Source organism: Collinsella sp. CLA-AA-H302 (assembly GCF_040093305.1).
Taxonomy (GTDB): domain Bacteria; phylum Actinomycetota; class Coriobacteriia; order Coriobacteriales; family Coriobacteriaceae; genus Collinsella.
Genome location: NZ_JBBNJW010000002.1, coordinates 51,197 through 78,188, shown reverse-complemented (window position 1 = coordinate 78,188; position 26,992 = coordinate 51,197). Strand labels below are relative to the sequence as shown.

Genomic DNA, 26,992 nt, shown 5'->3' with positions numbered 1-26,992 from the left:
CAGTCCCTTTGTCACATTCCGTTCCTACAGCTGCCAGGCAGCCGCTTCCTTTTGTAGCGCGACCATGCGGGCGAATTCTCCGCCCGCTGCCTTGAGTTGTGCCGGAGCGCCCTGCTCGGCTACCACGCCATCCTTGAGCACAACGATCTTGTCGGCATTTTCCACCGTGCGCATACGGTGGGCGATCACGATAACCGTCTTGCCTGCGAGCAGGCGGGAAAGCGCCTGCTGCACCACGGTCTCGTTCTCCACATCCAAACTCGCCGTCGCCTCGTCCAGCAACACGATCGGCGCGTCTTTGAGCAGCGCACGGGCGATAGAGATGCGCTGGCGCTCACCGCCGGACAGCTTGGAGCCGTTCTCGCCGATCATGGTGTCATAGCCCTGCGGCATGCGGCTCACAAACTCGTCGCAGTTGGCGGCACGCGCGGCAGCAAGCACTTCCTCATCGGTGGCATCGCGACGACCAAGACGGATGTTTCCCATCACCGTGTCGTCAAAGAGCAACACGTCTTGGAACACAATGGCGTAGTCGCGCAGCAACACCTCGGGATCCACGCTCGCAACATCCACGCCGCCCACGGTGACCGTGCCTTCGGTGGCGTCCCAAAAGCGCGCGGCCAGGCGGCTCACCGTGGACTTACCGGAACCCGAAGGACCGACCAGTGCCGTGACCTCCCCTTCTTTGGCGGCAAAGCTCACATCGGTAAGAACTTTCTCGCCGGCGCGGCCGTCCTCGCCCGCACCATAACCAAATGCCACGTGATCGAACACCACGTCATGACCTACGGGCTCAAACTGCTCGCTGCCCCGCGCCACGGGCTCTTCCATGATGGAGCGCATGCGCTTGGCCGACGACTCGGCGGCAAACAGCTCGGACATCAGCATCAGTGCCTGATCGAAGGGCGCATAGATGCGGCTCACCATGAGCAGGAAGGCAAACATCACCAAAAAGTCGACCCGGCCGGAGGCGACCATCGCAGCGCCCGTGACCAACGTGGTGGCAATCCCCAGGCGCAGGATGGCAAAGGCGGAGTTGACCAAAAGCCCGTTGGCGAGCTCGCCTTTGGTGGTCTCGCGCTCCTCGGCATCGATCACGGCGTTGAGCCCCTCAAGATAATGGGCCTCCTGGTTGGTGGCGCGAATCTCGCGCACGCAGTCGAGCGTCTCCTGGATCGCCTCGGTGACCTTGACCTTCTCGGCGCGCACGCGGTCGAACACCGGGGTCATGGGGCCGCGTGTTAGATACAGCACGGCAAAGGCCACGGGAACGCTCCAAAACGCCGCGATCGCCAGCTGCCAGCAAAAGAACAGCGACGCCACGAACACAATGGCGCTTGCGATGACGGCACCCCAAAGCTCTCCCAGCACGTGGCTGTAGGCGTGCTCCATAGTCTGAACGTCGCCCATGATGGTTTCGGTTAGATCGGCCAGATCACGACGGCCGAAAAACGACAACGGCAGTTTGCGCAAGCGCTCGGCAATCCCCATGCGCTGCTTGCCGCACTCCTCGTAAAAGATGCAGTAGGTGTAGTAATACTGCTGCCAGTTAGAAGCAAAGAGCAACACAAAAAAGACCAGGAGGCCGCCCACGATCGGCAGGGCATCCGGCAGGTCAGCCCCGCTGGCGAGATGCTCGACAAAGCCGGCCATAACCAGGAATAAAAAGCCCATGCCGGCCATGGTAATGAGATTAGTGAGCGTGGTCCAGAAAATGCCGCGTTTTACGCCGGCGACGCCTTTATCGGATAGGAAATACTTCTTTTGGAATGAGGCGAACATTTAGGCCTCGCCTCCCTTCGTGACGGCGGCATCCGCGGTCGCTGCAGTGATTTTCCAGCTCGCGGCCTGTTCGTATTCGGCCCACATCTTGGCATACAGACCCTCTTGGGACAGCAACTCGGCATGGGTGCCAGTCTCCTGCACGCTGCCCTGGTTGAGCACCACGATTTGGTCTGCGCCCACTACAGTCGAGAGTCGGTGCGCGATCATAATGACCGTGCGACCCGCCGCCAGCTTGCTAAAGGCGCGCTGGATGAGCGCCTCGTTCTCGGGATCGGCAAACGCCGTGGCCTCATCGAGCACCACGATAGGCGCGTCTTTAAGGATCGCGCGGGCAAGTGCCACGCGCTGGACCTCGCCGCCCGAAAGGTACGCCCCGCCGGCGCCGAGCATGGTGTCGATGCCCTGCGGGAGCTTGGCCACGATATCGTCGCACTGGGCCGCGGAGAGGGCCGCGCGCACTTCGTCGTCAGTGGCTCCAGGCTTGGAGGCGCGCACGTTATCGGCAAGTGTTTGCCGGAACAGCTGGTTGGTCTGGAACACGAAGGCGACCTGGTCCATAAGCTCGTGCGGATCCATATCGCGAACGTCCACACCACCTACGAGCACTCGACCTGCGGAAACATCCCAAAAACGAGGAATCAGGCTGGCGCAGGTTGACTTGCCGCCGCCCGAAGGACCCACCAGCGCGAGGGTGCTACCTGCGGGAACGCTAAAACTCGCATGGTTGACGGCAGGCGCCTCGGCGCCCTCGTAGGTAAAGCTCACGTCCTCAAAGCGCACATCGCTGCCAGCGGGGTGCTTGGGTTGCGCGGGCACGGAGAGCCGCTTGGAATCCATGACGCTTCGAATGCGAGCCAGCGAATCGGCACTCATCTGAGAGGCCTCGCCCACAAACATAAGCTTGGTCATGGCCGTCGGCACCACGGCCGAAAAGATCGCGTAAAACGTAAAATTGACCATAAAGTGCGCGAAGTCCGTCTCGCCCGGCGCCAGCAGCAGCGCCACAGGCAAAAGAAATGCCACAAGGCCGTTGAGCGCAGTAAGGTTGAGCACCTGCGGACCCCGGCAAAACGTACCCGCATAGTTTTGCGCCATATCGGCGTATTCGGCGATCGCATCGTGGAACGCCTTAAAGGAGTAGACCGTCTGCTGGAACACCTTGACCACGGGGATGCCGCGTACGTATTCGGTGCCGGTCTTGTTCATCTTGACCAGCGCGCCCATGTAAGCCTTCATAAACTCGGCGCCCTTGCCGCTCATCATGGTGGCCATGGCGCAAAACGAAACGACGACCGAGATTAAGCATGCCGCGCCCAAACGCCAATCGAGGGCAAATAGCAGCACAAGCAGGCCCACGACCATGGCGGTGGCACCGGCGATATCGGGCAGCATGTGCGCGAGCAGCGTCTCGGTGGAGGCGGCACAGCCGTCTACGATACGGCGCAGCTCACCGGTGGCGTGCGTGTCAAAGTAGCCGAGCGGCAGCTTAAGCAGATGCTCGCTCGTAGCCTTGCGGATATTGGATGCGCAGCGAAACGCGGACAGGTGCGTGCACATGAGTCCCACAAAATAGACCACAATGCTCGCCAGGGCAAAGCCCACAGCCCACCAACCATACATCGCGATATTGGCGGCCTCGCTCCAGTTGGGCGCCACGGCGATAAGATCTCGCGCAACAAGCCAGATGCACACGTACGGGCCAAAGCTCAGCAGCTGCGAGAGCGCCGAGAGGGCCATGCCCAAATACGTTAGGAATTTACGTTCACCGGCATATGCAAGCAGCTCGCCGATGCCGCCACCTTCCTTTTTTGATCCCTTTGCCATGAGATTCCTTTCTAACGGCTTGAGAGTTAACCGTAAAAAACTTATCATGGGCGTGTTAGCCAAGGCACACAGTTGGGCCAGGCGTGGACGTTTTCGCAAATGAAGGGGACGCTTTTGAAAATGCGGTGGGCGGCAACCGATATAACCGAGCTCTACGCATCGCAGTTTGAGCAGTTTGGCTTGGAGTTCTCCGGCAAGGGCGCCGTCTTTACCGGCGAGGTGGCAAACGATCGGGCGCACGGCCGCGCATGGATCATGCCTCTCTCCCCCGCCTGCATCGTTATGGAGCATTTCATTACCCCGACGCACGATATGCACCTGGCCGAATACACACCCGAGCCGTACGCCTGCGTGAGCGAGGTCAGCGCGCCCACACTTATATGCATGCCCGAGGCTGGCATAACGCCTGCGAACCTTAAACCCTTGCATGGACCGTGGCCGAACAGCGCGGTGTGCAGCTTTATCCAAGATAGCTGCGGCGAGGAACTAAGTCCGCTGTTTGCAGGGCAGCTTTATCACTCGCGCTCGGTGCTCTTTTTGCCTGGATATTTTGACGAACTGGAGCACCGCTATCCCAACGAGTTCGCAGGGGTCTTTGAGGCGTTTGCCGAGCCATGGCACGAGGAAGCGACGTCCGCCATCTGCCACACACTGCACCGGATTAACGAGGACCGCGCCCGCACCGTAGGCGGACACGTCTATATGCAAGGCATCGTGGAGACCATGGTCGCGGAGCTCGCCTGTTCGCGCGCGGCCCACAAGCAGGCGCAGCAGGCGGCAGACACACGCGTCAGCATAACCATTGCCGAAGAAGCAACGGCAATGATTGAGCGCGCGCTCGACAAAGGCAGGCGTGTGGGTATCAACGAGGTGGCCGAGAGGCTCTACACAAGCCGCTCCAAACTATGCGCCACCTTTAAGGCCCAAACTGGCGAGTCCCTAGGCGCCTACATTCGCAGACGCCGTATGGAGCGAGCACAGGACCTTTTGGCCGATAGCGCGCTCACGATAGCGCAGGTCGCAGAGCGTCTAGGCTACCCTCAGCAGGCCGCCTTCGCCCAAGCCTTCAAGCAACACACCGGCACCACCCCCACCGCTTGGCGCTCCCAACATATATAAAGAATGAAGGCGCCAACGGCACCCTCATTCACCAAATTAAATTCAGCCCGCCTGACCCGAACGGCCGAGTCGTCACGAAACCGAGGGGCCGGGCGCAGGGCCTTGCCTCTCAATGAGTTCCCTTCAAAACAATGGGCGTGCCGACGGCACGCCCATTCACTCTATTCAATTCAGCCTACCTGACCCGAACGGCCGAGTCGTCTGGTCGTGGAAGCCCCGAGTCGCCGGGATGTTTCCTCCAAATGAGTTCCGCATGCAAAGAAGGCCACTAAATGTGGCCTTCGTCTTGCATAGGACTGTTTGAAATTTGGAGGAAACACCCCGGCGACTCGGGGCTTCCCCGGCCTCGCAGCTACGAGAGCGACGTTCTCAGCAACTCGTTGAAGAGCTTCGGGTTGCCTTTGCCGCGGCTCGCCTTCATGCACTGACCCACCAAAAAGCCGATGACCTTCTGGTTGCCGTCACGATACTGCTGCGCCTGATCGGCACAGTTTGCCAGCACCTCGTCCACGATCGGCTGCAGCGCGCCGGCATCGCTCACCTGACGCATGCCGCGCTCGTCGACGATCTTGTTGGGATCGTCACCGGTCTGGGCCATGGCCTCAAAGACCTCGTGCGCTTGGTTGGAGCTGATGGCATCGGTCGCCAGCAGCTTGGCGAGTGCTGCCACCTGAGCCGGCGCGATACCGGACTCGGCGAGCGACACGCCCGCGCCCTTAAGGTAAGCAATCATCTCGTTCACCAGCAAGTTTGCAACCGTCTGGGCCTCCTTGCCAGCCATACCGGCAGCGGCCGCCTCAAAGAACTCGGCAAACTCCGGGTCGCCGGCGATCTGCTCGGCGTCGGCCGCCTTAATGCCAAAGTCGGCCTCAAAGCGGGCGCGCTTGGCATCGGGCAGCTCGGGGATCTCGCCACGGCAGCGGTCGATAAACTCGTCGTCCAGATCGAACGGCGCCAGGTCGGGATCGGGGAACAGGCGATAGTCGTCGGCCGTCTCCTTCACACGCATGACCACAGTGCGCTTGCGGCTGGGCTCCCAGTGGCGGGTCTCCTGATAGATGATGCCGCCCTCCTCGAGCACCTCGGCCTGGCGGCAAATCTCGTAGGCAAGGCCATCGTGCAGGCTCTTAAACGAGTTGAGGTTCTTGAGCTCGGTCTTGGTACCCAGCTTGGTCTCGCCGCGACGGCGCAGCGACACGTTGCCGTCGCAGCGCATGGAACCCTTCTCCATGGAGCAGTCCGAAATGCCCAGCGTCACAAAGATGCGGCGGAGCTTCTCCATAAACAGGCGCGCTTCCTCGGGCGTACGCAGGTCGGGCTCAGTCACGAGCTCAATCAAAGGCGTGCCGCAGCGGTTGTAGTCGACGAGCGACTCGGCCGCGGCGGTAATGCGGCCCTCGGCGCCACCCACGTGGACCATCTTGGCGGCGTCCTCCTCCATGTGGATGCGCAGGATGCGGATGGGCACCGTGTAGGAACCGTCCTCGCGGCGCTCGGGCATCTGCAGGTTGGACGCATCGTAGCTGGCCAGGTGACCGGCGCGCTGATTGCCCTCGCGCATGGTCGACGTCATGGACGTGGACAGGCCCTCGGCGTTGGCCGAGGCGCTCGCCAAGCTCTGGGCCTCGGCCTCGCCAAACGCGCAGTCGGGGCGCTCGGCGGCACCGCGACCGGTCACGTCCAGATCCAGGTGACCATACATGGCAAAGGCGACCGGACCCTGCGTGGTCTGGAAGTTCTTGGCCATATCGGGATAGAAGTAGTGCTTGCGGTAGAACATCGAGTGGCGCTGGATCTCGCAGTTGGTGGCGAGACCGGCCTTGACGATGCTCTCGATGGCGCGCTTATTGGGCACCGGCAGGGCGCCGGGCAGGCCCAGGCACACCGGGCACACGTTGGCGTTGGGCTCGTCATCGTGGCTGAGCTTACAGTTGCAGAACATCTTGGTGTCGAGTGCGGTGAGCTCGGTGTGGATCTCCAGGCCGATCACGGCCTCCCAATCCTGCAGGACCTCGGAAAGCTCCTTCATTACAGCTCGCCTCCCTTCCCGGCAAAATCGGGCGCGACGGAAAGCGCGGGCGCACCCGTGACGGCATCGGCAAAGCCGCGCTCCAGGGCGCGGGCAAACGTGAGCAGCTGACGGTCCTTAAACGCCGGACCAACCAGCTGGGCAGAAACGGGCAGCTGAGTATCCTCGCCCAGGCCCAGCGGCACCGAGATACCGCCGTTGCCGCATATGTTGAGCGAGATGGTGTACAGATCGGAGAGGTACATCTGCGTGGGGTCGCTGATCTCGCCAAACTTAAAGGCCGTTCGCGGCGAGGCGGGCATGAGGATGGTGTCCACCTTGGCATACGCGGCGTCGTAGTCCTGCGTGATGAGCGTGCGGGCCTTTTGCGCAGCGTAGTAGTACTTGTCGTACACGCCCGAGCTCAGCAGGTAGGCGCCGAGCATCTGACGGCGCTTGGCCTCGGCGCCAAAGCCGTGGGCGCGCGACAGCGAGCTCTGGTCGGACAGGTTGGCGCAGCCCTCCTCCTGATAGCCGTAGCGAATGCCGTCGAAACGTGCCAGGTTGGAGAACGCCTCGGCCGGGCCGATGACGTAGTAGGCGGCGATGGCGGCGTCCAGGTGCGGCAGGTCGACCTCGACCAGCTCGGCGCCCTGGTTCTGCAGCTCCTGGGCGGCGCGCTGAACAGCGGCCTTGACCTCGGGCGTCAGGCCCTTGGCCTCCATAAACGCAGGGATGATGCCCACGCGCTTGCCCTCGATGCTGTCGTTGAGGTGCTCGGTAAAGTCGACGGCGCAATCCTGGCTGGTGCAGTCGTACGGATCGTGGCCCGCGCCGGTAAGCGCGTTCATGGCCAGCGCGACATCCTCGACCGTGCGGCCAAAGGGACCCACCTGGTCGAGCGACGAGCCAAAGGCAACCACGCCGTAACGGCTCACGGCGCCATACGTGGGCTTAAAGCCCACCACGCCGCACAGCGACGCCGGCTGGCGAATGGAGCCGCCGGTGTCCGAGCCCAGCGAAAGCGCGACCTCGCCCGCGGCGACAGCGGCAGCGGAGCCACCCGAGGAGCCGCCGGGCACGCGCTCGGTATCCCAGGGGTTGTTGGTGCGGTGGAACGCCGAGCTCTCGGTGGAGCTGCCAAAAGCGAACTCGTCCATGTTGGCCTTGCCCATGGGCAGGCAGCCGGCGTCGAGCATGCGCTGGACGCAGGTGGCGGTGTAGACGCTCTGGTAGTCCCCGAGCATGCGGGAAGCGCAGGTGGTGCGCGTGCCCACGAGGTTCATGTTGTCTTTGATGGCCAGCGGCACGCCCGCAAGCGGGGGTAGCGGCTTTCCGGCGGCACGGTCGGCATCCACGCGCGCAGCGGCCTCGAGCGCAAGCTCGGGCGCTACCTGCAGGAATGCCTGGACCCCGCCCTCGCGCGCCTCGATGGCGGCAAGGGAGGCCTGAGCCACCTCGGTAGCGGTAAAGTCGCCGGCGGAAACGCCCGCGGCGATCTGGGCGGCGGTAAGGGAATCGAAGCTTAGCGCCATTACTCGCTCTCCCCCTCTCCCAAAATGGACGGCACGCGGAAGTAGCGGTCGCGCGCGCTGCCGGCGTTTTCGAGCGCAACGTCGAGCGGCAGGTCGCGCTCGGGCTCGCGCAGGTCATCGCCCATCACGTTGGACAGGCTTCCGATGGGATGGAACGTGGGCTCCACGTCGGGTAAGTCATATTGCAAGACGGGCTCGAGCATCTGGACGGCGTCGTTCATGTAGGACGTCATCTGGGTGAGCTCGTCATCGGTCAGTGCGATCTTTGCGTACTCGGCGATGCCGCGCACGTCTTTCTCGCTGAGTGCCATAGGCGCTCCCTTCCGCATAACAGATAAACCGCTCTAGTATACAAGGCAATGCCGCTTGGAGCAGGCGCTTTACCCAAATGCAGCGAAAACGTAACGAGGGCGGCGGTTGGCAGGCTGCGGGCTGGCGGTTCTGCAGCGAAACCGCACCGTCCATAGCGAAAACCGTCCCTCCCGCAACGAAAACCGCGCCGTCTGCAACGAAAACCATCCCGCCCGCAACGAAAACCGCGCCGTCTGCAACGAAAACCATCCCGCCCACAACGAAAACCGTCCCGCCCACAACACAAAGCATCACAACATTCGACGCTTTTCGTCCAAATCGCGATTTTCATCGAATGTTGTGATGGTTTGGAAGCCCCGACCACCGCAAAGGTACCTGTCCCCATTGTGGTGGTTCTGAACAATGTCTTATGCCGAGGCCTTGGCCTTGCGACGTTTGCGGACCGCGTGGATCACGATGTCCAGCAGCAACAGCACAATGGCAACGACCACGATGAGCACGGCAAACTCGCGCTTGCCCCAGTGGCGGCCGGCCAGCGACTTTTGCTTGTCGACGTCCTTTTTGCTGTACTTGGTGCGCACGCAATGCACCAGCAGGCGATGGTCGTTCACGCCGTAGGGCGTGCAGGTGACGAGCGTCACCTTGTCGGCGCCGGGCTCGATGGTCAGCGACTCCATTTCCTCGGGCAGCACGACCTCGGAGTCCACCATCTTGTAGGCGAGCGTCTTGTTCATGGTGTGCAGCAGCACCAGGTCGCCGGGCTCCAGCGAGTGGATGTCGTCGAACATGCTCAGGTTGCGCATACCCGAGTGCGCGGTGAGCACGCAATGCGTCGAGGTGCCGCCCACCGGCAGGCTCGTGCCCTCCAGGTGGCCGACGCCCGCCATAAGGACTTCCTCGCTCGTGCCGTGGTAGATGGGCATGCTCACGTCGATGGAGGGGATCTCGACCCAACTCATCATGGGGTCGCGGTCAAAGATGAGCTGCTGGGCGTAGGGCTCGATCTGGTCGGCGGGGAGCTCGGTGGCCTCGCCCGCCAGCTGCTCGTTAAAGGAGCGCGCCTGGAGCAGGATGCGCTCGCGCTCCTCGGCAGATAGCGCGTCCACGGTGCTGGACACGGTGCTGATCTGGTTGAACACGCCCGAGGCCTCGAGCCGGTCCAAAATCCACGGCCAGGTCATAAGGCCCACGCCAATAAGGATGATAACGATGGTGATGAGCCGATCGGCCCAGCGCGGCAGCCGCTTGCGACGGCGCTTGGGCTTTGGTTGAGGTTTGGGCTGAGGGCTTGAGCCGCCGTTGGCCGCGGCGTTATTGCTCTTCATATGTTTGGCGCCCTGCACCATCGCCGGTCACTCCTCTACAACTCAAGTTGTCTAAACAAATAATAGCCGATTAGCAGGCTCCCCCGCCCGACAACACAGCTAGACTGCACCGTCCAGTCGAGGATAAGCCAGCATTTGAGTTTTCAAAATGTCCCGAATCGGCTGGGCGATTCGGGATACAATGTCTGTAGGAAACGACGCACCCCGCGTAAGTGATCGAAAGCGCGGGCGACCAGTTTCCGGTGTTGTTAAATGCCCGGGCCTCTAACCCCGGGCATTCTTATTTGCGCTTGCGGCGCAAATGCCTTCTACCGTCCGCACCGCGCGTGCGCCTACGGACCTTAAACCGAACCTCATACGAGTCAAGAAACGCGATGACGAACGAGCCCACCGCCGCGAGGGCGGCGAGGGCGTTAAGGAATTTCAGCATTTGGGGACCTCCGATCGAGTCGTCGGCCGCCCGCGCACGGGATGCGTCGCAAAGCCATTTTACTGCGAGTGTATGCACCAACAGCTGGTAAACGCAATAATTGCAAACATCTGTTCGATATTCATATGCTTGATCCATCGGGCAATGGAGCCTGGCTGTGTTACCCAAAAAGAACGGGGCAGACACCAGTGCGGAGTCTGCCCCGAAAAGAGAATGGCAAAGCAAGAACGTGAATAGACCAGAAAAGTGTCCGCAAGTCTCATGGCCATCACATCCCACCTGCCAAAGGGATGGGTGAGCGAGCGTTACTCCTGCTCGGACTCCTCAGCCTGCTTACGGCTGCGGATGAGGTGCGCCACGCCGATGCACAGCACCGCGCCACCAGCGATCCAAGTGAAGGTCACGCCGTTAAGACCGGTGAGCGGGAGGCCGGAGCCCTTCTTGTTCTTAATCGTGAGGGGCATGGTTGCGCCATTTGCATCCCCAATGACGGTCATCTCCTTATTGTTGGAGCTGACCGTAAGCGTATCCAACTCACCATTTTTCTTGTAGGACGGAGTCACCGTGATTTCAAATGGGGCAACGGTGTTGTAGCCGGCGGGCGTAGTGGTCTCAGTAATCTGGTATGTACCGGTATCAAGGCCGGGAATATAGACCTTGCCGTCTTCGAGTTTCGTCTTGAACTCATATGCCCGGCTTTCGTCGACAATTTCGCCGTTTTCACCAAGCCACTTGTTATCCAAAGTGCCCTCGTCACCTTGAATAACCTTAACCTTAAAGCCCGCCTGGAGATTCTTTCCCGTTAGCGCGCTCCCGGTGTCCTTATCGGTCTTGGTGACATCGAGACGGAAGACGTGATCCGTCACAACCTTGATCTCGGATTTACCGGTACCTTCGGCCATAGGGTTGTTGGAGTACTCGAGATAGACCTCGTTTTTATTACCGGGAGCTTCATAGCTAGCCTTGCTATTGAGTTCGGCCTTGTAGAAGACAACGATTTGAGTTTTAGCATCGATATTAAGAGGCTCGCTTACATTAGCCTCAGTAGCCGACTTCAATCCCTTATCATTAAAACTCACCGTCAGAGTATTATTATTGCCCTTAGCAGGCTCAAACACGGTGTAGCTATTCGGACCTATCTTGGTATAGCTCCCGTCATTCAGCGCATAAACCTCGAGCGAGCCCTTAGCATAAGTAAGGCCCTGCGAAAGGGTATCCGTAAACTTGTATGCATAGGAATCATAGGTGGCGTAGTTGTCTGCAATCGTGCCGGTAAGTTTATAGCTTATTTGCTGACCCACCTGGGAGTCAGCAAAATTACTCCACTCATCTTGAGCGGTGTAACCGCCTTGTTTCTCCTTGCCGTCGTTAAGGATCTCCTTATTGACCGTTGGGATGCTGGTCTTCTCCGTAACGGTCACGGGATCGCCACCAACGATAGCGAAGATTGGAGAGGTGCCCGTATTCGGCTTATCCGCCTTAAGGCCGTCCGGCACGAACAGGTAATAGCCATCGCCGTAACGGCCATCGGAAGTGATGTTAGGGCGCGTCCACGACTTGTCCGCCGTAAGGTTTCCCGCAACGGTCTCCGCCTCAACACCTTGCTTCTTACCTGAAACCGCAGCCGCAATTTCATAAAGCATATCGCCGGGGGCAACACGCGTACCTTCTCCGCTGGATGCCGTGCTGGCAGTACTTTTCACATTTTGAGAAAGCCACTCGGCCACATCCGAAGCAGAGGGATCGTCCTTGAGCTTCTTGGTAGAATCTTTCTTCACGAGTTCCTGATACTCGGTAGACCCCGTAATGGCGGTAATCACCTTGGAACCGATAACATCATTTGCCCATTTAATATCGGAAGCAACCTTACCTTTGTCTTTCTCGTCAACGACTTTTGCCTTGAAGATCTGATAAGCCTTGAACGTATTGTCCTGGTTGGCGTTGTTGACCTTATTGATCGTGATGCTGCCCGTCGCACCATCCTCAGCGAACGCCATAGTCACCGGGGCCATGACGCCGCCGAAGCTCAGCGCTGCTGTGAGGCCGGCGGTTACTGCCAGGCGTGCGATGTTCTTGCTCATGCTCATCTTCTTTTCCTCCATTTTCCGGTTGGCTCTCATTCGATCGATCATCATCTGTCTGTGTCTTAGCATCTACTTCGCTACGTCTCGCCCCGCTCTCTGTGGGGCTGCCAGCTACTCTTTATGGCTGCCACCTCCCCGCTTGACCAAGAGCGCGACCACGATGAGCGCGGCTCCGGCGACCGCTGCGGCGGCCGCGGCGTACATTGCCATATCGCCAGTCGAGGGCATAAAGCCTCCGGTGGTAATGCTAGGGGGTGTGCCGGTGGGCGTGTTGATGAGCGACGCCTCCAGGCTGCCCGTCAACCCGTCCGCGCTGTCGGCGCGCAGGGGCGACTCGGCCGTGATGGTGAGCTTGGGCTTGGTGGCGGCCACCTGGTCGACGTCCAGGCCCTCGGCCTTGACCGTCACGGAGCGCGTGCCCTCAAAGGCGGTGTAGCCCTTGGGCGCCTTGAGCTCGCGGACCTCCAGCTTGCCCGAGTCCACGCCCGAGACGGTCACGCGGCCATCCTCGCCCGTGGTGACGGTGACCTTGCCCTCCGCATCCCACGTGCCGTCGGCCGCCAGCGTACGACCGCGGTCGTCGGCGATGCTCAGGACCGCCCCGGCAAGCGGCTTGTCGCCGTCGCTGCCGCGCTTGGTGAGCGCGAGGTCCCAGGTGTAGGCGCACGCGTCGTCGCTCGGCGTGCGGGTGAAACCGGCGTCGCCGGACTGGTCGGCAAAGGGAGAGCGCGGGTAGCGCAGGTAGACCTCGTTGGGGTTGCCCTTCGCGATGCCGTGGTTGCACGCGCTGTTGAGCGGCGCATTGTACACGGCGACCACGCGGGCGCCCGCGGCGAAGGCGTCGGCCCCGCCGAGCGCGGCGATCAGGTCGCCGGTGCGCACGGTGAAGGTGTTGCCGTCGACCGCTACCTTGGTGGCACACTGGGTCGTGATATCGGTCCAGCCCTTCGTGGGCTCGGTGCCGGCGCGGCCGTCCTTACCGGTCTGGACGGCGTCAAAGCCACCGTCCGCGCCCGCCGCCACGTACACGCGCATGCTCGCGGCCACCTTGGAGGGGTCGAGCCCCGCGCTCATGGTGTCGACGAACCGCACCGCGTAGGTGTCGTAGGCCGCGAGTCCCGCCGGGACCGTGGCCGAGAGGCGCCAGTACAGGTCGTCGGCGACCGTGGCGTCGGCGGCCTTCTGCCAGGCGGCGGTGCTGTCCTCCAGCACGTGCTTGGCCACCTTGGGAGTGGCGGCCTTGGGCTTGACGGTGACGGCGCTGCCACCGACCAGGGCCATGACCGGCGCGGTGCCGGCCTCGCCCTGGGCGATGGCGTCGTCGTCGGCGACGATGAGCCAGTAGCCGCAGGGCAGCTCGGCCGCCGTGCCCGCGTTAAGGGCCACGGACACGGCGCCAGAGCTCTGGAGGGAACGAGCGAGCTGTGCGCTCAGCGCGCCCGCAAGGTGGGAATCGGCGTTGAGCCACTCGGCAGCTTCCTGCGCGGTGGTCTGGGAATTGGGCATGCCGGCGCTGTGTAGCACGGGCAGGACGGCGTCGCGCGCGGCGTCGCTTGCCCAGGCGAGGTCGGTGGCGATCTTGGCGTCGCTGTCGCCGTCGACGACGTTGGCGCTAAAGATCTGGTAGGCGTCGTAGCTGCGCGCCACGGTGCCGCTCACCGTGATGGAACCGGTCGAGGTCGGCGCGGCCTGCGCGGATGCGGGGAACACAACCGCGCAGGTGCCGATCAGGAGGGCAAGCAGCGCAAACAAGATCGGGAAGGAGCAAACTTTCTTATTCACGACGCTCACCTCCCTTCGCATTCGCCTTGCGACGAATGTGCATCCAGGCTGCAGCGACGCAAAGCATCGCCGCGCCGGCAAGGTACGTCAGAGTTACGCCCGACATACCAGAAAGGGGCAAAGAGGTGGAGTAGGTGTTGGTGAAGGTGGGGTTATCGGTCTCCTGTTCCGTGTTGTTGGCGTCGACCTCGTAGTAGGTCGGCGTGCAGGTCAGCGTGCCGTCACCCTTGTCCGCTGCCGTCACCACGACCTTGAAAATCTTGGTGTCGTTGGTGTAGCCCTCGTGTTTGGTGCCATCGCCCTCACTGGCGGCGCATTCACGAATATAGTAGGTGAACGTTGCTTTACCGTCGTTGAAGTCGCTGACTTCGAGTTTCTGATTGTCGAACTTCACCGTCTTCGAGCTGTTCGAGTCATCAGCGGTCCACTTTTTATCAAGCACCTTTTCCCCGCTGCCATCCTTGGTATACAGCTCGAACTTGAACTTTTTCATCTCGCCGCCGACGACCTTCTTGGTCACCTGAGGCGTCCAAGAGCCCTTGGCTGTGTATGCATTAGTAAAGGTCTTATTGTTCGTGAGATTGACGGACACATTACTGCCATCGTGCGGGGTAACCTCCATCGAGTCCCCTTTGGCGAGATTAGTGACCTTTACTTTTCCAACCGAGTAGTAGGTGTAAGTAATGTCCAGCACCTTCTGTGTCTGGGCCACCGTTGTTTCAAACTCAATCTTGTAGATAGTCTTGTCGTATGTCACACCAGAAACGGGCCTGTCACCGGGATCCTCAACTAGGTAGTAGACAACCGGGTCATCGGAGTAGACCCTGCCTAAATCAAAGGCAAAGCTACCGTCAGCGTTGTTCGTGACCCCATCGCCAACTCTTGTGCAGCCATTGCGCTGCAATTTGCCATCGGCGTCAAAGAAAGGGGCACCACTCGCACCCTGCTTCAACAGCTGGAACTTGAATTCTTCCGGACGAAGCGCGCGGCCCGTCAGTGCCTTAGTGCCGTTGAGCTTCATACTGGGATACACGCTCACCTGCGTGGTGGAGCCAGCGATTACGTCGCCGTTGGTCATGATTCCGCCACCGTGGACGTTGGATTTGTTGCCTGTGATATATAACGAAGCCCGCCCTATAGCGACATTTTGATCATCACCGGACGAGTCGGACCTTAGGCCAATCATGTACTTAGCTTGGGCGCCCTCGTACTTGCCGATAGACGTTCGTGTATTGTCGATCGTGCCCGACCAGTTAGCAGCTCCGCCACCAAGCATCTGACCTGTTACGGCAGCGATATACGGCAGCGATTCAGCGTTAGCACTATCGCGAATAAGAAAAAGATCCTGGTGACCGGCTTTTATAAAGTCTTCAGTTATTTCGCCGCCTTTGCTTGTATCCGCGTCATCGGTCTTGGCGTGGGTGCCTTGCGATCGATGCGTACCGTTTGCGTCAGTGTTGCCAAAAATCGCAATACCATTGGTGTCGGTAATCGCCGTCTTGCCGGTCGGGCAGGCGGCAAAGCCGCCGCCAAAGCCCTGGGCATCATTCTTGGTAATCAGAGCGTTATATATCTTGAGGCTTGCCGGCTGAACGTTGTTGTCGCCGCCGCCCTGGACGAATACGCCACCGCCGCCCCAGTCGTTGTCTGTATTGGTTTTGTTGTTGGTGATATATGCCTTAGTGCCAATAGGAACGTTGAACACGCTCTCAGTAGGCGCAGTGATACGGATACCGCCACCCTCTGAGTTTTGCGCCACATTGCTGGCGATGATTCCACCAGAAAACGTAAACCCGGAAAGAGCTTGATTCCAAACGCCAGCATAAACGCCGCCGCCAGCCTCGGCAGAGTAGTTGCCCGTGATGTAGCCGCCGCTAATAACCAGACTGCCTTTTCTCTGTCCTTGTACGTTGCTAAAGGCAGCAATGCCGCCGCCACCGTGACAACCGTTACCCTTGTGTCCTTCATCGTAGTGCTGATATTTGTTGTTAGTAATGTAACCATCCGTAATGGTCACATTAGAGTTCTCAGCACAAATTCCCGCGCCATAACCGCTTTGATCATTATTTGTACCGTTACCGGAGATAATACCGCCAACCATGTTTACCGTAGAATTCATGGCATAAACGCCGCCGCCACTGGGGGCATAGTTACCAGCGATTACGCCGTCAGAGATCACCAGGGTTGAGCCCTCAACATGAATTCCAGCACCAGCGCCACTGCTGCCCATAGAAGCACCACAAACGTATCCGCCACTCATGTAGACAGTAGAGCCGTTCTCGGCATAGATGAGGTTGCCGACGTTGCAACCCTTTGCCTGCGTGAGCGTACCGCTTGTGAGATTAAACGTACCGCCCGCATAGACGTTTATGAGCTTCATCGTGGAGCTTTTAGTGGTGCCCACGATGGCGCCGCTGATGCTGACCTCGTGCTTGTAGAGCGTCTCAGTGGTAGCAGTGCCATTCGGAGTTGACTTGGTCACGTAGTACGTGAGCTTGCTGGGCATACCGTTGCCGTCGTAATCGAGCGTAGCAAGATTCCCGTATTTGTCGAAGTCCTGCTTGCACTCACTGTCGACTCCCGGATTCAAATCCTCAATCGTGAACGTCGCGCCCGCAGGCACATTGAACATGGACATGTTATTGCGACCTGATTCGGTGCCATTATGCTTAATCTTGTGACCATTTAAATCTAAGGTCACCTCACCTGCGCCCAACGTAATGTCACTTGCATACTCGACATCGGCATTCAAGCGAAACTTGCCGGTTTTTTTATCATTTTGAAGGTAATTGCAGAGGTCCTGCGCTGTATTAATCTGCGTATATCCGTCCGCGTCTTCCACAGCTAGAGCAATATCGCCCTCATCATTAGCACTGTCATCCGCAGGCTGTACAGCATCCTCAACCCCTGCGTCATCGGACAACAGGCTCGCCGCACCAGCGTCGCCAGAGGCTTCGTCATTCTTGACGTCGTTGTTATCCTGCCTTTCGGTATCCCCGTTGTTGGTGTTGTCTACATCAGTAGACTCACTTGAGGAACCCCCCCCCATCACAGTTTCCTCGGCAGAAACCGTCTGGACATCGTTGGCAATGGCCTGCGAGATCGGGGGCATGACGAGCGACAGTATCAGGCTCAAAACGGAGGCTCCGCACAAAACACCTGCCAGTACACGGCGCGTCGCTTTATTACTCTGCTTAGATTTGTCCGAATTCGCTTTCATCGATGTCTCCTCCCCAAGAGACCGCGATCTTGCTCTTTCACCATCAAACTTGGGCGCGCAACCTATAATTGCTCGCGCTCGATATGCATATTATTACTATTTGTTTAAACAACGCAAGCCTAACAATGTCAGTTCTGCTTCGCGTTGCCTTAACTTCTTGACAATTATTCAAACTGTGCATTGTTTTTCGAGGGTTTAATTTCGGAAAGACGCTGGTAAACCTGTTAGCAAATCTAGATAAATGACACTTTACCATTGTTTGTACAACATTTTGTTTTAACCCGCTCAATCTGTGAACGGTCAAAATTGCGCCGTGAATGGCAGTATATCTACCTGCAAATATTAGTTATGAGCTAATTGGTCAATTACTGCACGACCAGCGTGTGTATCACATGTTCATACATCGACACTTGAATGACATCGCATGTTACCGGCTGCAAATCTCCTCGCTACAAAAAAGCGTCCCAACAATCGACTGTTGGGACGCTTGGAAAACCACCACAAAGGCGCTCTGCCCTCTTTGTGGCTGCCCCCGCGCTACAGCAGATGTTCCTCGATAAAGATCGCGATGCCGTCTTCGTCGTTGCTGGCGGTTACAAAATCGGCGGCGGCGCGGGTGGCATCGCTGCCATTTGCCATGGCCACACCCACGCCGGCGTCAGCCACCATGCAGGTGTCGTTGTCGGCATCGCCAAACACGCAGATGTCCTGGAGCTCCATGTCGTTGAGCTCCGCTACGCGCACAAGGCCGCGCGTCTTGGACACGCGCGGATCCATGAACTCGTAGAGCCGCTGCGTGGTTTGCAGAGCCGCCGCCTTAACAGTGTTATCGGCAAACGTCGACGCCCGCTCAATCACCCGCGGCATTACCTCGGGCGCCATGGTAAACATCACCTTGGGCTGCGGCTCGCGCAAAAACTCGGCAAAATCGACCACCTGGTAGGGCACGCCGTCGACGCGCGACAGGTGCTCGACGCACGCGTTGCTCTCGGGCACGTAGAACACGCCGTCTCGGGGGCAGACGGGCGTTGCCGGAAGGTCCGCCATGTGCTTGCAGATACGCGCGATGGTCTCGCCCGGCAGCGGATAGCTCAGCTCGTTGATGTTGTGCGCGCGGTCGATGACCTCGGCGCCGCCGCAGCCCACCAGCACGTCCACCAGGCCTTCGATGCCCCAGAGCTCGTACATGGCCTCGGTCGCGTGGGCGTCGCGCCCGGTGCACAGGCCAAAGAGCACGCCGCGCTCGCGCAGGGCGCGAATCGCCGCCACGGTGCGCGGGGACACCGTGTGCTGGCTCGTGAGCAGCGTACCGTCGATATCGCAGAACACGGCTTTGATGTGGCTGAAGGTGGTGTCCATGGGAGCCTTTCTGGGTTGTGCGGCGGTGTGGGGCGTATTCGCGAACGGCGTACATGGTATACCAAGGCATGCACGGGGCGCTTTGGTGCAAAACCGCCACAAAGGTGCCTGGCCCCTTTGTGGCGGTTGCGGCGTTTGCGGGCCAAACCATCACAACATTCGACGTTTTTCGGCAAAATCGCGATTTTTACCGAATGTTGTGATGGTTTCTTACCTATTTCTTACCGGTTTACGGCACGTTCCAAATGCCGGCGTCCAAATAGCAACAACGCCGCGGGAACCGCCGTCACGACCATGCCAGCCCCCACGAGCGTCTGCTGCACGCCAAATGTCGCCGCCAGCCACGGGGCAATCGCCAGCGGCGCCACGCCGGCGAACATGTTGCCAAAGCCCATGACCGAGTTCACACGGCCAAGCTGCTCGAGCGGTGCCGTCGTCTGCACAATGGTGTTGTGGAGCGGGTTGACGACACCCCAAGCAATGCCCAGGGCGATCTGACCAACAAGGGCCACGCCCACGTACGGCGTCCCCACATAGAGCAGACTTCCCAGGCCCACGGACACGAGCGCCACGAGCAGTGTTTTAAGGTTGACCAGGTGCGGTGACAAGCGGAGCGCGAGCACGGCACCCAGCACCGCGCCCACGCCCGAGGCCGACGAGAGCCAGCCCATCCACTCAACGCCGACGTGCAGGACATCGCGATAGAAAAACGACTCCAGCGGATCGAAGGCTCCGTAGCCAAAGTTCGAAAGAAAAATGATGCAGAAAAGTAGCGCGAGGACGCTGTTGGTGAAGACTGTCTTGATGCTGGCTGCGAAGGTGGCGCGGGCGGACGTGCTGGGGTTGGAGCTTCGTCCCGCACGCTCCCCTTCCTCTGCCGAATCGGCATCCGCATGCCCGGCGACATGGCTGGTCTGCGGCCTAAAGCCCCAGCCGGCGATGAACGCCAGCACGGTAAAGAGCATCATGAGCACGAAGACCGCGCGCGACGACGCAGCCGCCGCGACAAAGCCGCCCAGCGTGGGGCCAACGATGATACTCACGTTTGAAAACATGGCGATGGCGGAGTTGATGTCTTTGAGCTCGACAGGATCGTCGGTGAGGTAGGCCGGATAGGACGTGGCGATGGGCTGGGCGAATCCCATCACAAAGCCCAGAAACACCGCGCCGAGCAGGACGACGCCGGTCGCGCTACCAAAGGCGATGATTGCCGTGCCAGTTGCGAGAGCGCCGATGGTGCTCAGCAAGAAATGGTGGCGCGGACCCCGGGCGTCGAGCTCCGCGCCACCCGCAAAGGATCCCAGGATCACGAAAACGTTCATGAACAGGACGGCCAGCGATGTCGCGACGACTGAGGCATCGTCCGCATAGGTAAGCGTTCCGATGACGCCGATAAAATAACTGGTCTGAAACCCGGTGTAGATGAGGAAGCGCATTGCCACCAGGCGCTTGGCCTGCACGGACAGCGATGATTGAGGCTTTGAGAAAAGAGAGGCGAGCATGGAGACTCCTTGTTTCATACGAATGCGGACGGCGGGCATTCGCCACCGTCTGTCAAATCAATCTATCCGCATGAAACATTAAGGACGCATCAAACCCCTTTTCTCCGTTTTTCGCCCAGCACGAACTACTTGGTAGATTTTAAGGCATGTCCCAAATATCTACCAAAGAAAAAACCACCACAAAGGTGCCTGGCCCCTTTGTGGTGGAAATGGCGTTTGCCCAGATAAAACCTGCCAAAATAAACCTGTCCCTTTTTGGCATGTTATGGCAGCGCAGCGAGCCGGCGTCGAGCCTTAAAGATGGTCTTGGATCAGGTCGCAGATGGCTCGGGCGTCGTTGATGTTGATGGCTCGGGTCGCAAAGCCGGCGTCGAAGGCCTGGCGTGCCAGGGCCTCGTTGCAGGCAAGGGCCAGCGTGTGACCGTCGACCAGGTCGAGCGAGCTCTTGCCGCGCAGACGGTCGACACCGGAGCGCGCGACGACGATGTTGTCGAAGCCCTCGGTCTTGTAGCCCTCGATGATCACCACGTCGACATCGTTGTAGCGCGACAGCAGCTCGCGTGCGGGCATCTCGTCCTCCTCGAGCGTGTCGGCGTACTCGGCCCAGCGTGTGGCGCAGATAAGGCCCACGTGCTTGGATCCGGCCTGGTGATGGCGCCACGTATCCTTAGCGGGCACGTCGATATCAAAGCCGTGGTGCCCATGATGCTTGAGCGAACCCACGCGCAGGCCGCGGCGGGTGAGCTCGGCGATAACCTTCTCGACGAGCGTGGTCTTGCCCGAGTTTTGGTAGCCGATAAACGCAATCGCGGGGACGGCCGGCGTCGGAGCTGCGGGCACGACGGCGACAGGTGCGCTCGCGGGCGCGGCACCGTCAGCAGCCACGGCCTCAACAGTAGCGGCCTGACGCTCGGCACGATCCCACACGCCCGAGCGGCCGCCCTCCTTGTGCAGCAGGCGCACGTCGACGATCTCCATGCCGCGATCGACCGCTTTGCACATGTCATAGATCGTAAGGCACGCAGCACTCGCTCCAGTCAGGGCCTCCATCTCAATACCCGTCTTGCCCGTCACGCCCGCCGTAACCAGTACGTGAAAGCCAACCTGCCCGTCCGCGCGCGCCAGCGCCCAGCCCTCGGGCACGTCCTCGGCCGGCGTCCCCGCAGGCGCAATAGGCTCGATATCGCACTTACTCTTGGTAATGAGCAACGGATGGCACATGGGGATAATGTCGCTCGTGCGTTTGATGGCCATGATGCCTGCCACCCGCGCGCAAGCAAGCACGTCGCCCTTTTTGGCGCCATCCCGCAGCACCATGGCCTGTGTCTCGGGGTGCATGAGGATCGTACCCTCGGCGATGGCGATGCGATGCGTCTCGGCCTTGTCGGACACGTCGACCATGCGTACCTCGCCCTTGGCGTCCACGTGAGTCAGCTCGTCGCGACGGGCGTCACGGGCGGGCTCGGATGCAGCGCTGGAAGTCGGCTGCGCGGACGCGTCGGCGTTGCCAGCATTCGCCGCAGCCGCGGCTTTGTGGGCAGACATCGCGGCCCTGCGAGCGGCCTTGGTGGCATCGGCGTACCTGCTCTTGGCCATATGATCATCCTCCGATTTGGGACATAAATCGTTGCGTGCCCTCAATTATCGCGTGTTCCTGCGGTTTGTGGGCCACGGCATCGCGCCAAATCGAAAGTACCTGCATATCATCACCGCAGCGCAGCGCCTCACGCACCGAATACTCGGCATCGCTGAACAGGCACGGACGCACGTTGCCATCGGCCGTCAGGCGCAGACGGTTGCAATTCGCGCAAAAATGATTGGACATGGCACTGATGAAGCCAACCGTTCCCGCCGCGCCCGGAAAGTGCCAGTAGCGCGCAGGGCCCGCGCCGGCAGGAGCGTCGTTGATGTCAAGCGGCTCGAGCTCGCCCAGCCCCGTCGCGGCGGCCTCGGCATTGATGCGCGCCCGCAGCTCGTCGCTCGGCACGGTGTCACTCTCATCCCACAGCCCAGGATTGAGCGTGGGCGCATGAGGATCCACGGCGCAATGCGAGCTCGTACGCTCGTCGCCGATGGGCATGTATTCGATAAAGCGCAGGTGGATGGGGCGGTCGACGGTCAGTCGTGCGAGGGCCGCCGCATCCTGGTTGAGCCGGCGTACAACAACGCAGTTGACCTTGACGGGCTCAAAGCCCCAGGCCAGCGCCGCGTCGATACCGGCCAAGGTTTGCTCGAGCCGGCCCAGTCGGGTGATCTTTCCAAACAGCACGGAGTCGAGTGTGTCGAGCGAAATGTTGACGCGGTTAAGCCCGGCATCTTTGAGCTGCGGCGCTAGCTTGGGCAGCAGAGCGCCGTTGGTGGTGAGTGAGATGTCCTCGATCTGCGGGATCGCGCGGATGTCGCGAATGAGCGGAATGATACGGCGGCTGACCAGCGGCTCGCCGCCCGTCAGGCGCACGCGGCGAATGCCCTCCCCCGCCACCAGGCGCACAAAGCGGGCGATTTCCTCGGCACTGAGCAGCTCGTCGTGTGCACGGGGCGCCACGCCATCGGCCGGCATGCAATAGATGCAGCGGAAATTGCACTTGTCGGTAACGGCAATGCGCAGATAGTTGATGTCGCGGCCAAAACCGTCATGTTGCACGTGCCCGCCCACGCAGCCCTCCCCTCACGCGGCGTTTTATTCTTCGGAAAACATAATACCCCACGGGAGAATCATGCCGACACCCGTACGACAGGACAGGTCGCTTCGAGCAAAACGGACTTTCCAAGCCCATCCTCAACACACAAACCGTCACAACATTCGATGCTTTTCCCGATTTTGGCAAAAAGCGTCGAATGTTGTGATGGCCTGAGGCGAGGTGAGGGGCACGGAGGGGCCAAAGCATCGTGCTCGAACGGGTTAATCCAACTCTTTTAAGCCATGCGCCAGCTGCCAGTACTCGCCGTGCTGGGCGAGCAGCTCTTCGTGCGCGCCGCGCTCGATGATGCGGCCGTGTTCGAGGACCATGATGGCATCGGCGTCGCGGACGGTGGACAGGCGGTGCGCGATCATAAACGTGGTGCGGCCGCGCATGATGCGGTCCATACCGCGCTCGATAAGCTTTTCGGTACGCGTGTCGATGGAGCTCGTGGCCTCGTCCAGGATGAGCACCGGCGGATCGGCGACGGCCACGCGCGCAATGGCGAGCAGCTGGCGCTGGCCCTGCGACAGGTTGGCGCCGTCGGCCGTGACCGGCGTGTCGTAGCCTCTAGGCAGGCGGCGGATAAACGAATCCGCGCAGGCGGCCTCGGCAGCGGCGCGCACTTCCTCGTCGGTCGCGTCGAGCTTGCCAAAGCGGATGTTCTGCGCAATGGTGCCGCTAAACAGGTGCGTGTCCTGCAGCACAATGCCGAGCGATCCGCGCAGGCTGGCCTTGGCAATGTGCTTGACGTCGATGCCGTCGTACGTGATCTCGCCGTCATCGACCTCGTAGAAGCGGTTGATGAGGTTGGTGATGGTCGTCTTTCCGGCGCCCGTCGAGCCCACAAACGCGATCTTTTGCCCCGGCTTGGCAAACAGGTTGAGGTCCGTGAGCACACGGGTGCCCGGCACGTAGGAAAAGTTCACGGCATGGAAGCGCACGTCGCCGGCAAGCGGGACCAAGCCGCACGTGAGCTCGGTACCGTCGGCAGCCACCGCACGGCCCGACTCATCAACGGCAGCCACATCATGCAGGTGCCCGTACGCGCCCACGCCCTGGCCCTCGGGAATCTTCCATGCCCACGCGGCGTCGCCCGTCTGCACCAGCTCCACGCAGCCCTCGTCCACCTCGGGCTCAAGATCCATGGCGGCAAACAGGCGCTCGGCACCGGCCAACGCGTTGAGCAAGAAGTTGCCGAGCTGCGTAAACTGGTTGATGGGCATAGCCGCCTGGCGTACAAAGACCAGATAGCTCGCGAGCGCGCCCACGTCGGCGAGCCCCTTGATGCAGAGCATGCCGCCCGCCACGGCGACGATGGCGTAGTTGACGTAGCCAATCACGACGGTCATGGGCACCATGGAGTTGGCGTAGGCCTGCGCGGCACCACCGGTGCGGCGCAGCTCTTGGTTGCGCACGTCAAAACCAGCCACGTTGGCCTGTTCGTGATTAAAGACCTTGATGACCTTTTGACCCGAGACCATCTCCTCGACGTATCCGTCCAAATCGCCCAGCGACGCCTGCTGGGCGGCAAAGAAACGCTTAGAACGCGCGCCCGAGTAGCGTGCGCACAGCACAATGGCCACGTCGCACACGAGTGTGATAATCGTGAGCTGCCAGTTGAGGATGATGAGCATAGCCGTGGTGCCGACCATCTGGATGGTCGCCTGGATCACGTTGGCAAAGCTGTTGTTGAGCGCCTCGGAGACGGTGTCGACGTCGTTGGTGAAAAAGCTCATGATGTCGCCCGAGCGCGTGCTGTCAAAATAACTGAGCGGCAGCGTCTGGATGTGCGCGAACAGGTCGCGGCGGATATCGGAAACCACGCGCTGGGCCGCGCGCACCATAATCTGCGAGTAACCCAGGGCCGAGAGCACGCCCGCGGCGTAGATGATCGCCGTCAGGATGACCTGCTTGGCAAGCAGTTCCTCCCCGCCCGTGGCCAAACCGTTAACGATGGGGCGCACCATGTAGGTGCCGGCGAGGCTCGCGATGGCGGCGACGGAGGCGAGCACGCCCACCGCGAGCAACGAGAACTTGGCATGCCCCATGTAGGAAAGCAAGCGGCGCACAGTGCGCTTGAGATCGGCCGGGCGTGCTTGGGCTGCGGTCTTAGGCATGGCGCTCACCCCCTTCCAAGGGCGATTCGCTGGGGACGGAGGAAAACGGATCGTTCGCGCAGCCATCGTCGCAGCCGTCGCCGGTGTCTGCGTTCCCCGCAAACTCCATCTGCGAGGCATAAATCTCCTGGTAGATGTTGTCGCCCGCCAGCAGTTCCTCGTGCGTGCCCACGCCGTGGACACGACCGTCGTCCAACACCACAATGCGATCGGCATCCATGACACTCGCGATGCGCTGGGCGATGACAATCACCGTCGTGTTGGGAATCCGAGCTATATGCTCGCGGATCTTGGCGTCGGTCGCCATATCGACCGCGCTGGTCGAATCGTCAAAGATGAGCACACGCGGATGTTTGAGCAACGTACGCGCGATGCACAGACGCTGTTTTTGTCCGCCCGAGACACCGGCACCGCCTTGGCCCAACTCGCCGTCCAGCCCGCCGATGCGATCAAGGAACTCGTCCACGCACGCCGCCCGGCAGGCACGCAGGAGCTCCTCGTCGGTGGCATCGGGCGCGCCCCACTGCAGGTTCTCGCGCACGGTACCCGTAAACAGCACGTTCTTTTGCAGCACGATACCCACGGCGTCGCGCAGGGCAACCAGGTCGTAATCGCGCACATCGCGCCCGCCCACGAGTACGGCGCCTTCGGTGGCGTCGTACAGGCGCGCGATCAGCTGCACAAGCGAACTCTTGCCCGAGCCCGTGCCGCCGAGCACGCCCACCGTGGAGCCCGCCTCAATGCAAAGGTCAATATGCTCGAGCACATCCTCGGCAGCATCCGCGCGGTACTTAAACGACACGTCGCGAAACTCGATGCCTCCGTCGGCCACCTCGTGCACGGCAGCGGCAGCGTCGGGCGCTTGAATAAGCGAACGCTCGTCGAGCACCCGCGAGATGCGCTCCACGCTGGCAAGTGCGCGCGTGAGCAGCAAAAACACGTTGGAGATCATCATGAGCGAGTTCATGATCAGCAGCACATAGCTCATAAAGCCCGTGAGCGAGCCCACGCCGAGCTCGCCGGCAAGAATCATGCGCCCGCCGATCCACAGAATGGAAAGCGCCGCCACGTACATCGACAGCTGAAACACCGGCAGGTTGAGCACAGCGTTGCCAAAGGTCTTCGTCGCCGTATGCGCAAGCTCGGTATTGACGGCATCGAACTTGGCCTCCTCGTGCTCGGCGCGCACGTACGCCTTGACGGCGCGCACGGCGGTGAGGTCTTCCTGCACCACACCGTTGAGATGGTCCATCGAGGTCTGCAGCTGGCGGTAGAGCGGACTGACGCGATAGGTGATAACGCCCAGTACGATCGCCAGCACAGGCAGGATGATCGCGAAAACGGTGGCGAGCGGACGCGACAGCGCCAGCGCATAGACCAAGCCGACGATGAGCGTCACGGGGCCGCGCACCATGGGGCGAAAGCCATTGCCGATAGCGTTCTGAATAACAGTGATATCGGTGGTCATGCGAGTGACCAGCGAGCTGGCGTCGTAGTTGTCCAGATTGCCAAAAGCGAGCGTCTGGATCTTACGATACTCGGCCTCGCGCAGGTTAGCGCCCAGCCCCGAGGCGACGCGAGCAGACGTGCGTGCATAGCCCAAGCCAAGTACCAGCGAACATGCGGCGCATGCCAACATATACGTGCCCTGCAACAGCATGTAGTTGATGTCGCCCGCGGGCACGCCCACGTCGATGATATTTGCCATGATGACCGGGATAAACAGCTCGAGCGCCGTTTCGGCCGTCACAAAGAGCACGCCGAGTATGGCATCGCGGCGGTATGCCCCCAGATAGGAAAACAGAATCTTGAGATTGCGCACGCAGGTTCATCCCCCATCAAACGTTGTTCGCAAACCCACGTATTATGGCGCGCCGTGCGGCGGTGTCAAGTGTTCCGAAATCGA

At 60.6% G+C, this 26,992-nt stretch carries 16 protein-coding genes; 1 reads left to right on the top strand and 15 read right to left on the bottom strand.

Annotated elements, in window-relative coordinates; all coding sequences use genetic code 11:
* Nucleotides 1-24 precede the first annotated feature (24 nt).
* A complete protein-coding gene (locus AAAV21_RS01615) occupies nt 25-1,782 on the bottom strand; it encodes an ABC transporter ATP-binding protein (protein ID WP_349106975.1) in 1,758 nt (585 codons plus the stop codon).
* Nucleotides 1,783-3,609, bottom strand: coding sequence for an ABC transporter ATP-binding protein (locus AAAV21_RS01610; RefSeq protein ID WP_349106973.1), 1,827 nt, complete (start codon nt 3,607-3,609; stop codon nt 1,783-1,785).
* A gap of 120 nt (nt 3,610-3,729) precedes the next feature.
* On the opposite strand from AAAV21_RS01610, the gene AAAV21_RS01605 reads away from it, so the two are divergent.
* On the top strand, nt 3,730-4,728 hold the full coding sequence (locus AAAV21_RS01605) for a helix-turn-helix transcriptional regulator (protein ID WP_349107254.1): 999 nt from the start codon (nt 3,730-3,732) through the stop codon (nt 4,726-4,728).
* A 352-nt stretch (nt 4,729-5,080) separates the two neighbouring features.
* On the opposite strand, the gene gatB is transcribed toward AAAV21_RS01605, so the two are convergent.
* The 13 genes from gatB to AAAV21_RS01540 form a co-directional block, all read right to left on the bottom strand.
* Nucleotides 5,081-6,757: an Asp-tRNA(Asn)/Glu-tRNA(Gln) amidotransferase subunit GatB gene (gene gatB, locus AAAV21_RS01600; protein ID WP_118256189.1), complete on the bottom strand. Its 1,677-nt coding sequence runs from the start codon at nt 6,755-6,757 to the stop codon at nt 5,081-5,083.
* The gene (gene gatA / locus AAAV21_RS01595; protein ID WP_349106970.1) at nt 6,757-8,271 is read right to left on the bottom strand and encodes an Asp-tRNA(Asn)/Glu-tRNA(Gln) amidotransferase subunit GatA; all 1,515 of its coding nucleotides are present in this window, start codon (nt 8,269-8,271) and stop codon (nt 6,757-6,759) included. The genes gatB and gatA overlap by 1 nt, the downstream gene beginning before the upstream one ends.
* The gene (gene gatC, locus AAAV21_RS01590) at nt 8,271-8,582 is read right to left on the bottom strand and encodes an Asp-tRNA(Asn)/Glu-tRNA(Gln) amidotransferase subunit GatC (protein WP_055250987.1); all 312 of its coding nucleotides are present in this window, start codon (nt 8,580-8,582) and stop codon (nt 8,271-8,273) included. Before gatC ends, gatA begins: the two co-directional genes overlap by 1 nt.
* A 408-nt stretch (nt 8,583-8,990) precedes the next feature.
* Nucleotides 8,991-9,908 carry a class C sortase gene (locus AAAV21_RS01585; protein ID WP_349106968.1) on the bottom strand — a complete coding sequence of 306 codons (918 nt, stop codon included), beginning with the start codon at nt 9,906-9,908 and terminating at the stop codon, nt 8,991-8,993.
* 735 nt (nt 9,909-10,643) lie between these two features.
* Entirely contained in the window at nt 10,644-12,419 is a 1,776-nt protein-coding gene (locus AAAV21_RS01580; RefSeq protein WP_349106966.1) for an isopeptide-forming domain-containing fimbrial protein, read from the bottom strand.
* A 114-nt stretch (nt 12,420-12,533) separates the two neighbouring features.
* Nucleotides 12,534-14,204: an isopeptide-forming domain-containing fimbrial protein gene (locus AAAV21_RS01575; protein WP_349106964.1), complete on the bottom strand. Its 1,671-nt coding sequence runs from the start codon at nt 14,202-14,204 to the stop codon at nt 12,534-12,536.
* Entirely contained in the window at nt 14,197-17,424 is a 3,228-nt protein-coding gene (locus AAAV21_RS01570; RefSeq protein WP_349106963.1) for an FctA domain-containing protein, read from the bottom strand. The genes AAAV21_RS01575 and AAAV21_RS01570 overlap by 8 nt, the downstream gene beginning before the upstream one ends.
* Nucleotides 17,425-17,961: 537 nt before the next feature.
* The gene (locus AAAV21_RS01565) at nt 17,962-18,783 is read right to left on the bottom strand and encodes an HAD family hydrolase (RefSeq protein ID WP_349106961.1); all 822 of its coding nucleotides are present in this window, start codon (nt 18,781-18,783) and stop codon (nt 17,962-17,964) included.
* A gap of 221 nt (nt 18,784-19,004) precedes the next feature.
* Entirely contained in the window at nt 19,005-20,285 is a 1,281-nt protein-coding gene (locus AAAV21_RS01560) for an MFS transporter (protein WP_349106959.1), read from the bottom strand.
* 294 nt (nt 20,286-20,579) lie between these two features.
* Nucleotides 20,580-21,881, bottom strand: a complete 1,302-nt coding sequence (gene mobB, locus AAAV21_RS01555) for a molybdopterin-guanine dinucleotide biosynthesis protein B (protein ID WP_349106958.1) — start codon at nt 21,879-21,881, stop codon at nt 20,580-20,582.
* Between the two features lie 4 nt (nt 21,882-21,885).
* Nucleotides 21,886-22,941 carry a GTP 3',8-cyclase MoaA gene (gene moaA / locus AAAV21_RS01550; RefSeq protein WP_349106956.1) on the bottom strand — a complete coding sequence of 352 codons (1,056 nt, stop codon included), beginning with the start codon at nt 22,939-22,941 and terminating at the stop codon, nt 21,886-21,888.
* Nucleotides 22,942-23,187: 246 nt separating this feature from the next.
* Complete coding sequence (locus tag AAAV21_RS01545) at nt 23,188-25,086, bottom strand: ABC transporter ATP-binding protein (RefSeq protein WP_349106954.1); 1,899 nt, start codon at nt 25,084-25,086, stop codon at nt 23,188-23,190.
* Entirely contained in the window at nt 25,079-26,908 is a 1,830-nt protein-coding gene (locus AAAV21_RS01540) for an ABC transporter ATP-binding protein (protein WP_349106951.1), read from the bottom strand. The genes AAAV21_RS01545 and AAAV21_RS01540 overlap by 8 nt, the downstream gene beginning before the upstream one ends.
* Nucleotides 26,909-26,992: the final 84 nt, after the last annotated feature.

Excerpts from the sequence above, each read along its gene's own strand:
- AAAV21_RS01545 (WP_349106954.1), bottom strand. The coding sequence starts at position 25,086 with ATGCCTAAGACCGCAGCCCAAGCACGCCCGGCCGATCTCAAGCGCACT.
- AAAV21_RS01605 (WP_349107254.1), top strand. The coding sequence starts at position 3,730 with ATGCGGTGGGCGGCAACCGATATAACCGAGCTCTACGCATCGCAGTTT.
- AAAV21_RS01565 (WP_349106961.1), bottom strand. The coding sequence starts at position 18,783 with ATGGACACCACCTTCAGCCACATCAAAGCCGTGTTCTGCGATATCGAC.
- AAAV21_RS01560 (WP_349106959.1), bottom strand. The coding sequence starts at position 20,285 with ATGCTCGCCTCTCTTTTCTCAAAGCCTCAATCATCGCTGTCCGTGCAG.
- AAAV21_RS01580 (WP_349106966.1), bottom strand. The coding sequence starts at position 12,419 with ATGAGCAAGAACATCGCACGCCTGGCAGTAACCGCCGGCCTCACAGCA.
- AAAV21_RS01570 (WP_349106963.1), bottom strand. The coding sequence starts at position 17,424 with ATGAAAGCGAATTCGGACAAATCTAAGCAGAGTAATAAAGCGACGCGC.
- gatA (WP_349106970.1), bottom strand. The coding sequence starts at position 8,271 with ATGGCGCTAAGCTTCGATTCCCTTACCGCCGCCCAGATCGCCGCGGGC.
- gatB (WP_118256189.1), bottom strand. The coding sequence starts at position 6,757 with ATGAAGGAGCTTTCCGAGGTCCTGCAGGATTGGGAGGCCGTGATCGGC.
- AAAV21_RS01585 (WP_349106968.1), bottom strand. The coding sequence starts at position 9,908 with ATGAAGAGCAATAACGCCGCGGCCAACGGCGGCTCAAGCCCTCAGCCC.
- AAAV21_RS01615 (WP_349106975.1), bottom strand. The coding sequence starts at position 1,782 with ATGTTCGCCTCATTCCAAAAGAAGTATTTCCTATCCGATAAAGGCGTC.
- AAAV21_RS01610 (WP_349106973.1), bottom strand. The coding sequence starts at position 3,609 with ATGGCAAAGGGATCAAAAAAGGAAGGTGGCGGCATCGGCGAGCTGCTT.
- mobB (WP_349106958.1), bottom strand. The coding sequence starts at position 21,881 with ATGGCCAAGAGCAGGTACGCCGATGCCACCAAGGCCGCTCGCAGGGCC.
- gatC (WP_055250987.1), bottom strand. The coding sequence starts at position 8,582 with ATGGCACTCAGCGAGAAAGACGTGCGCGGCATCGCCGAGTACGCAAAG.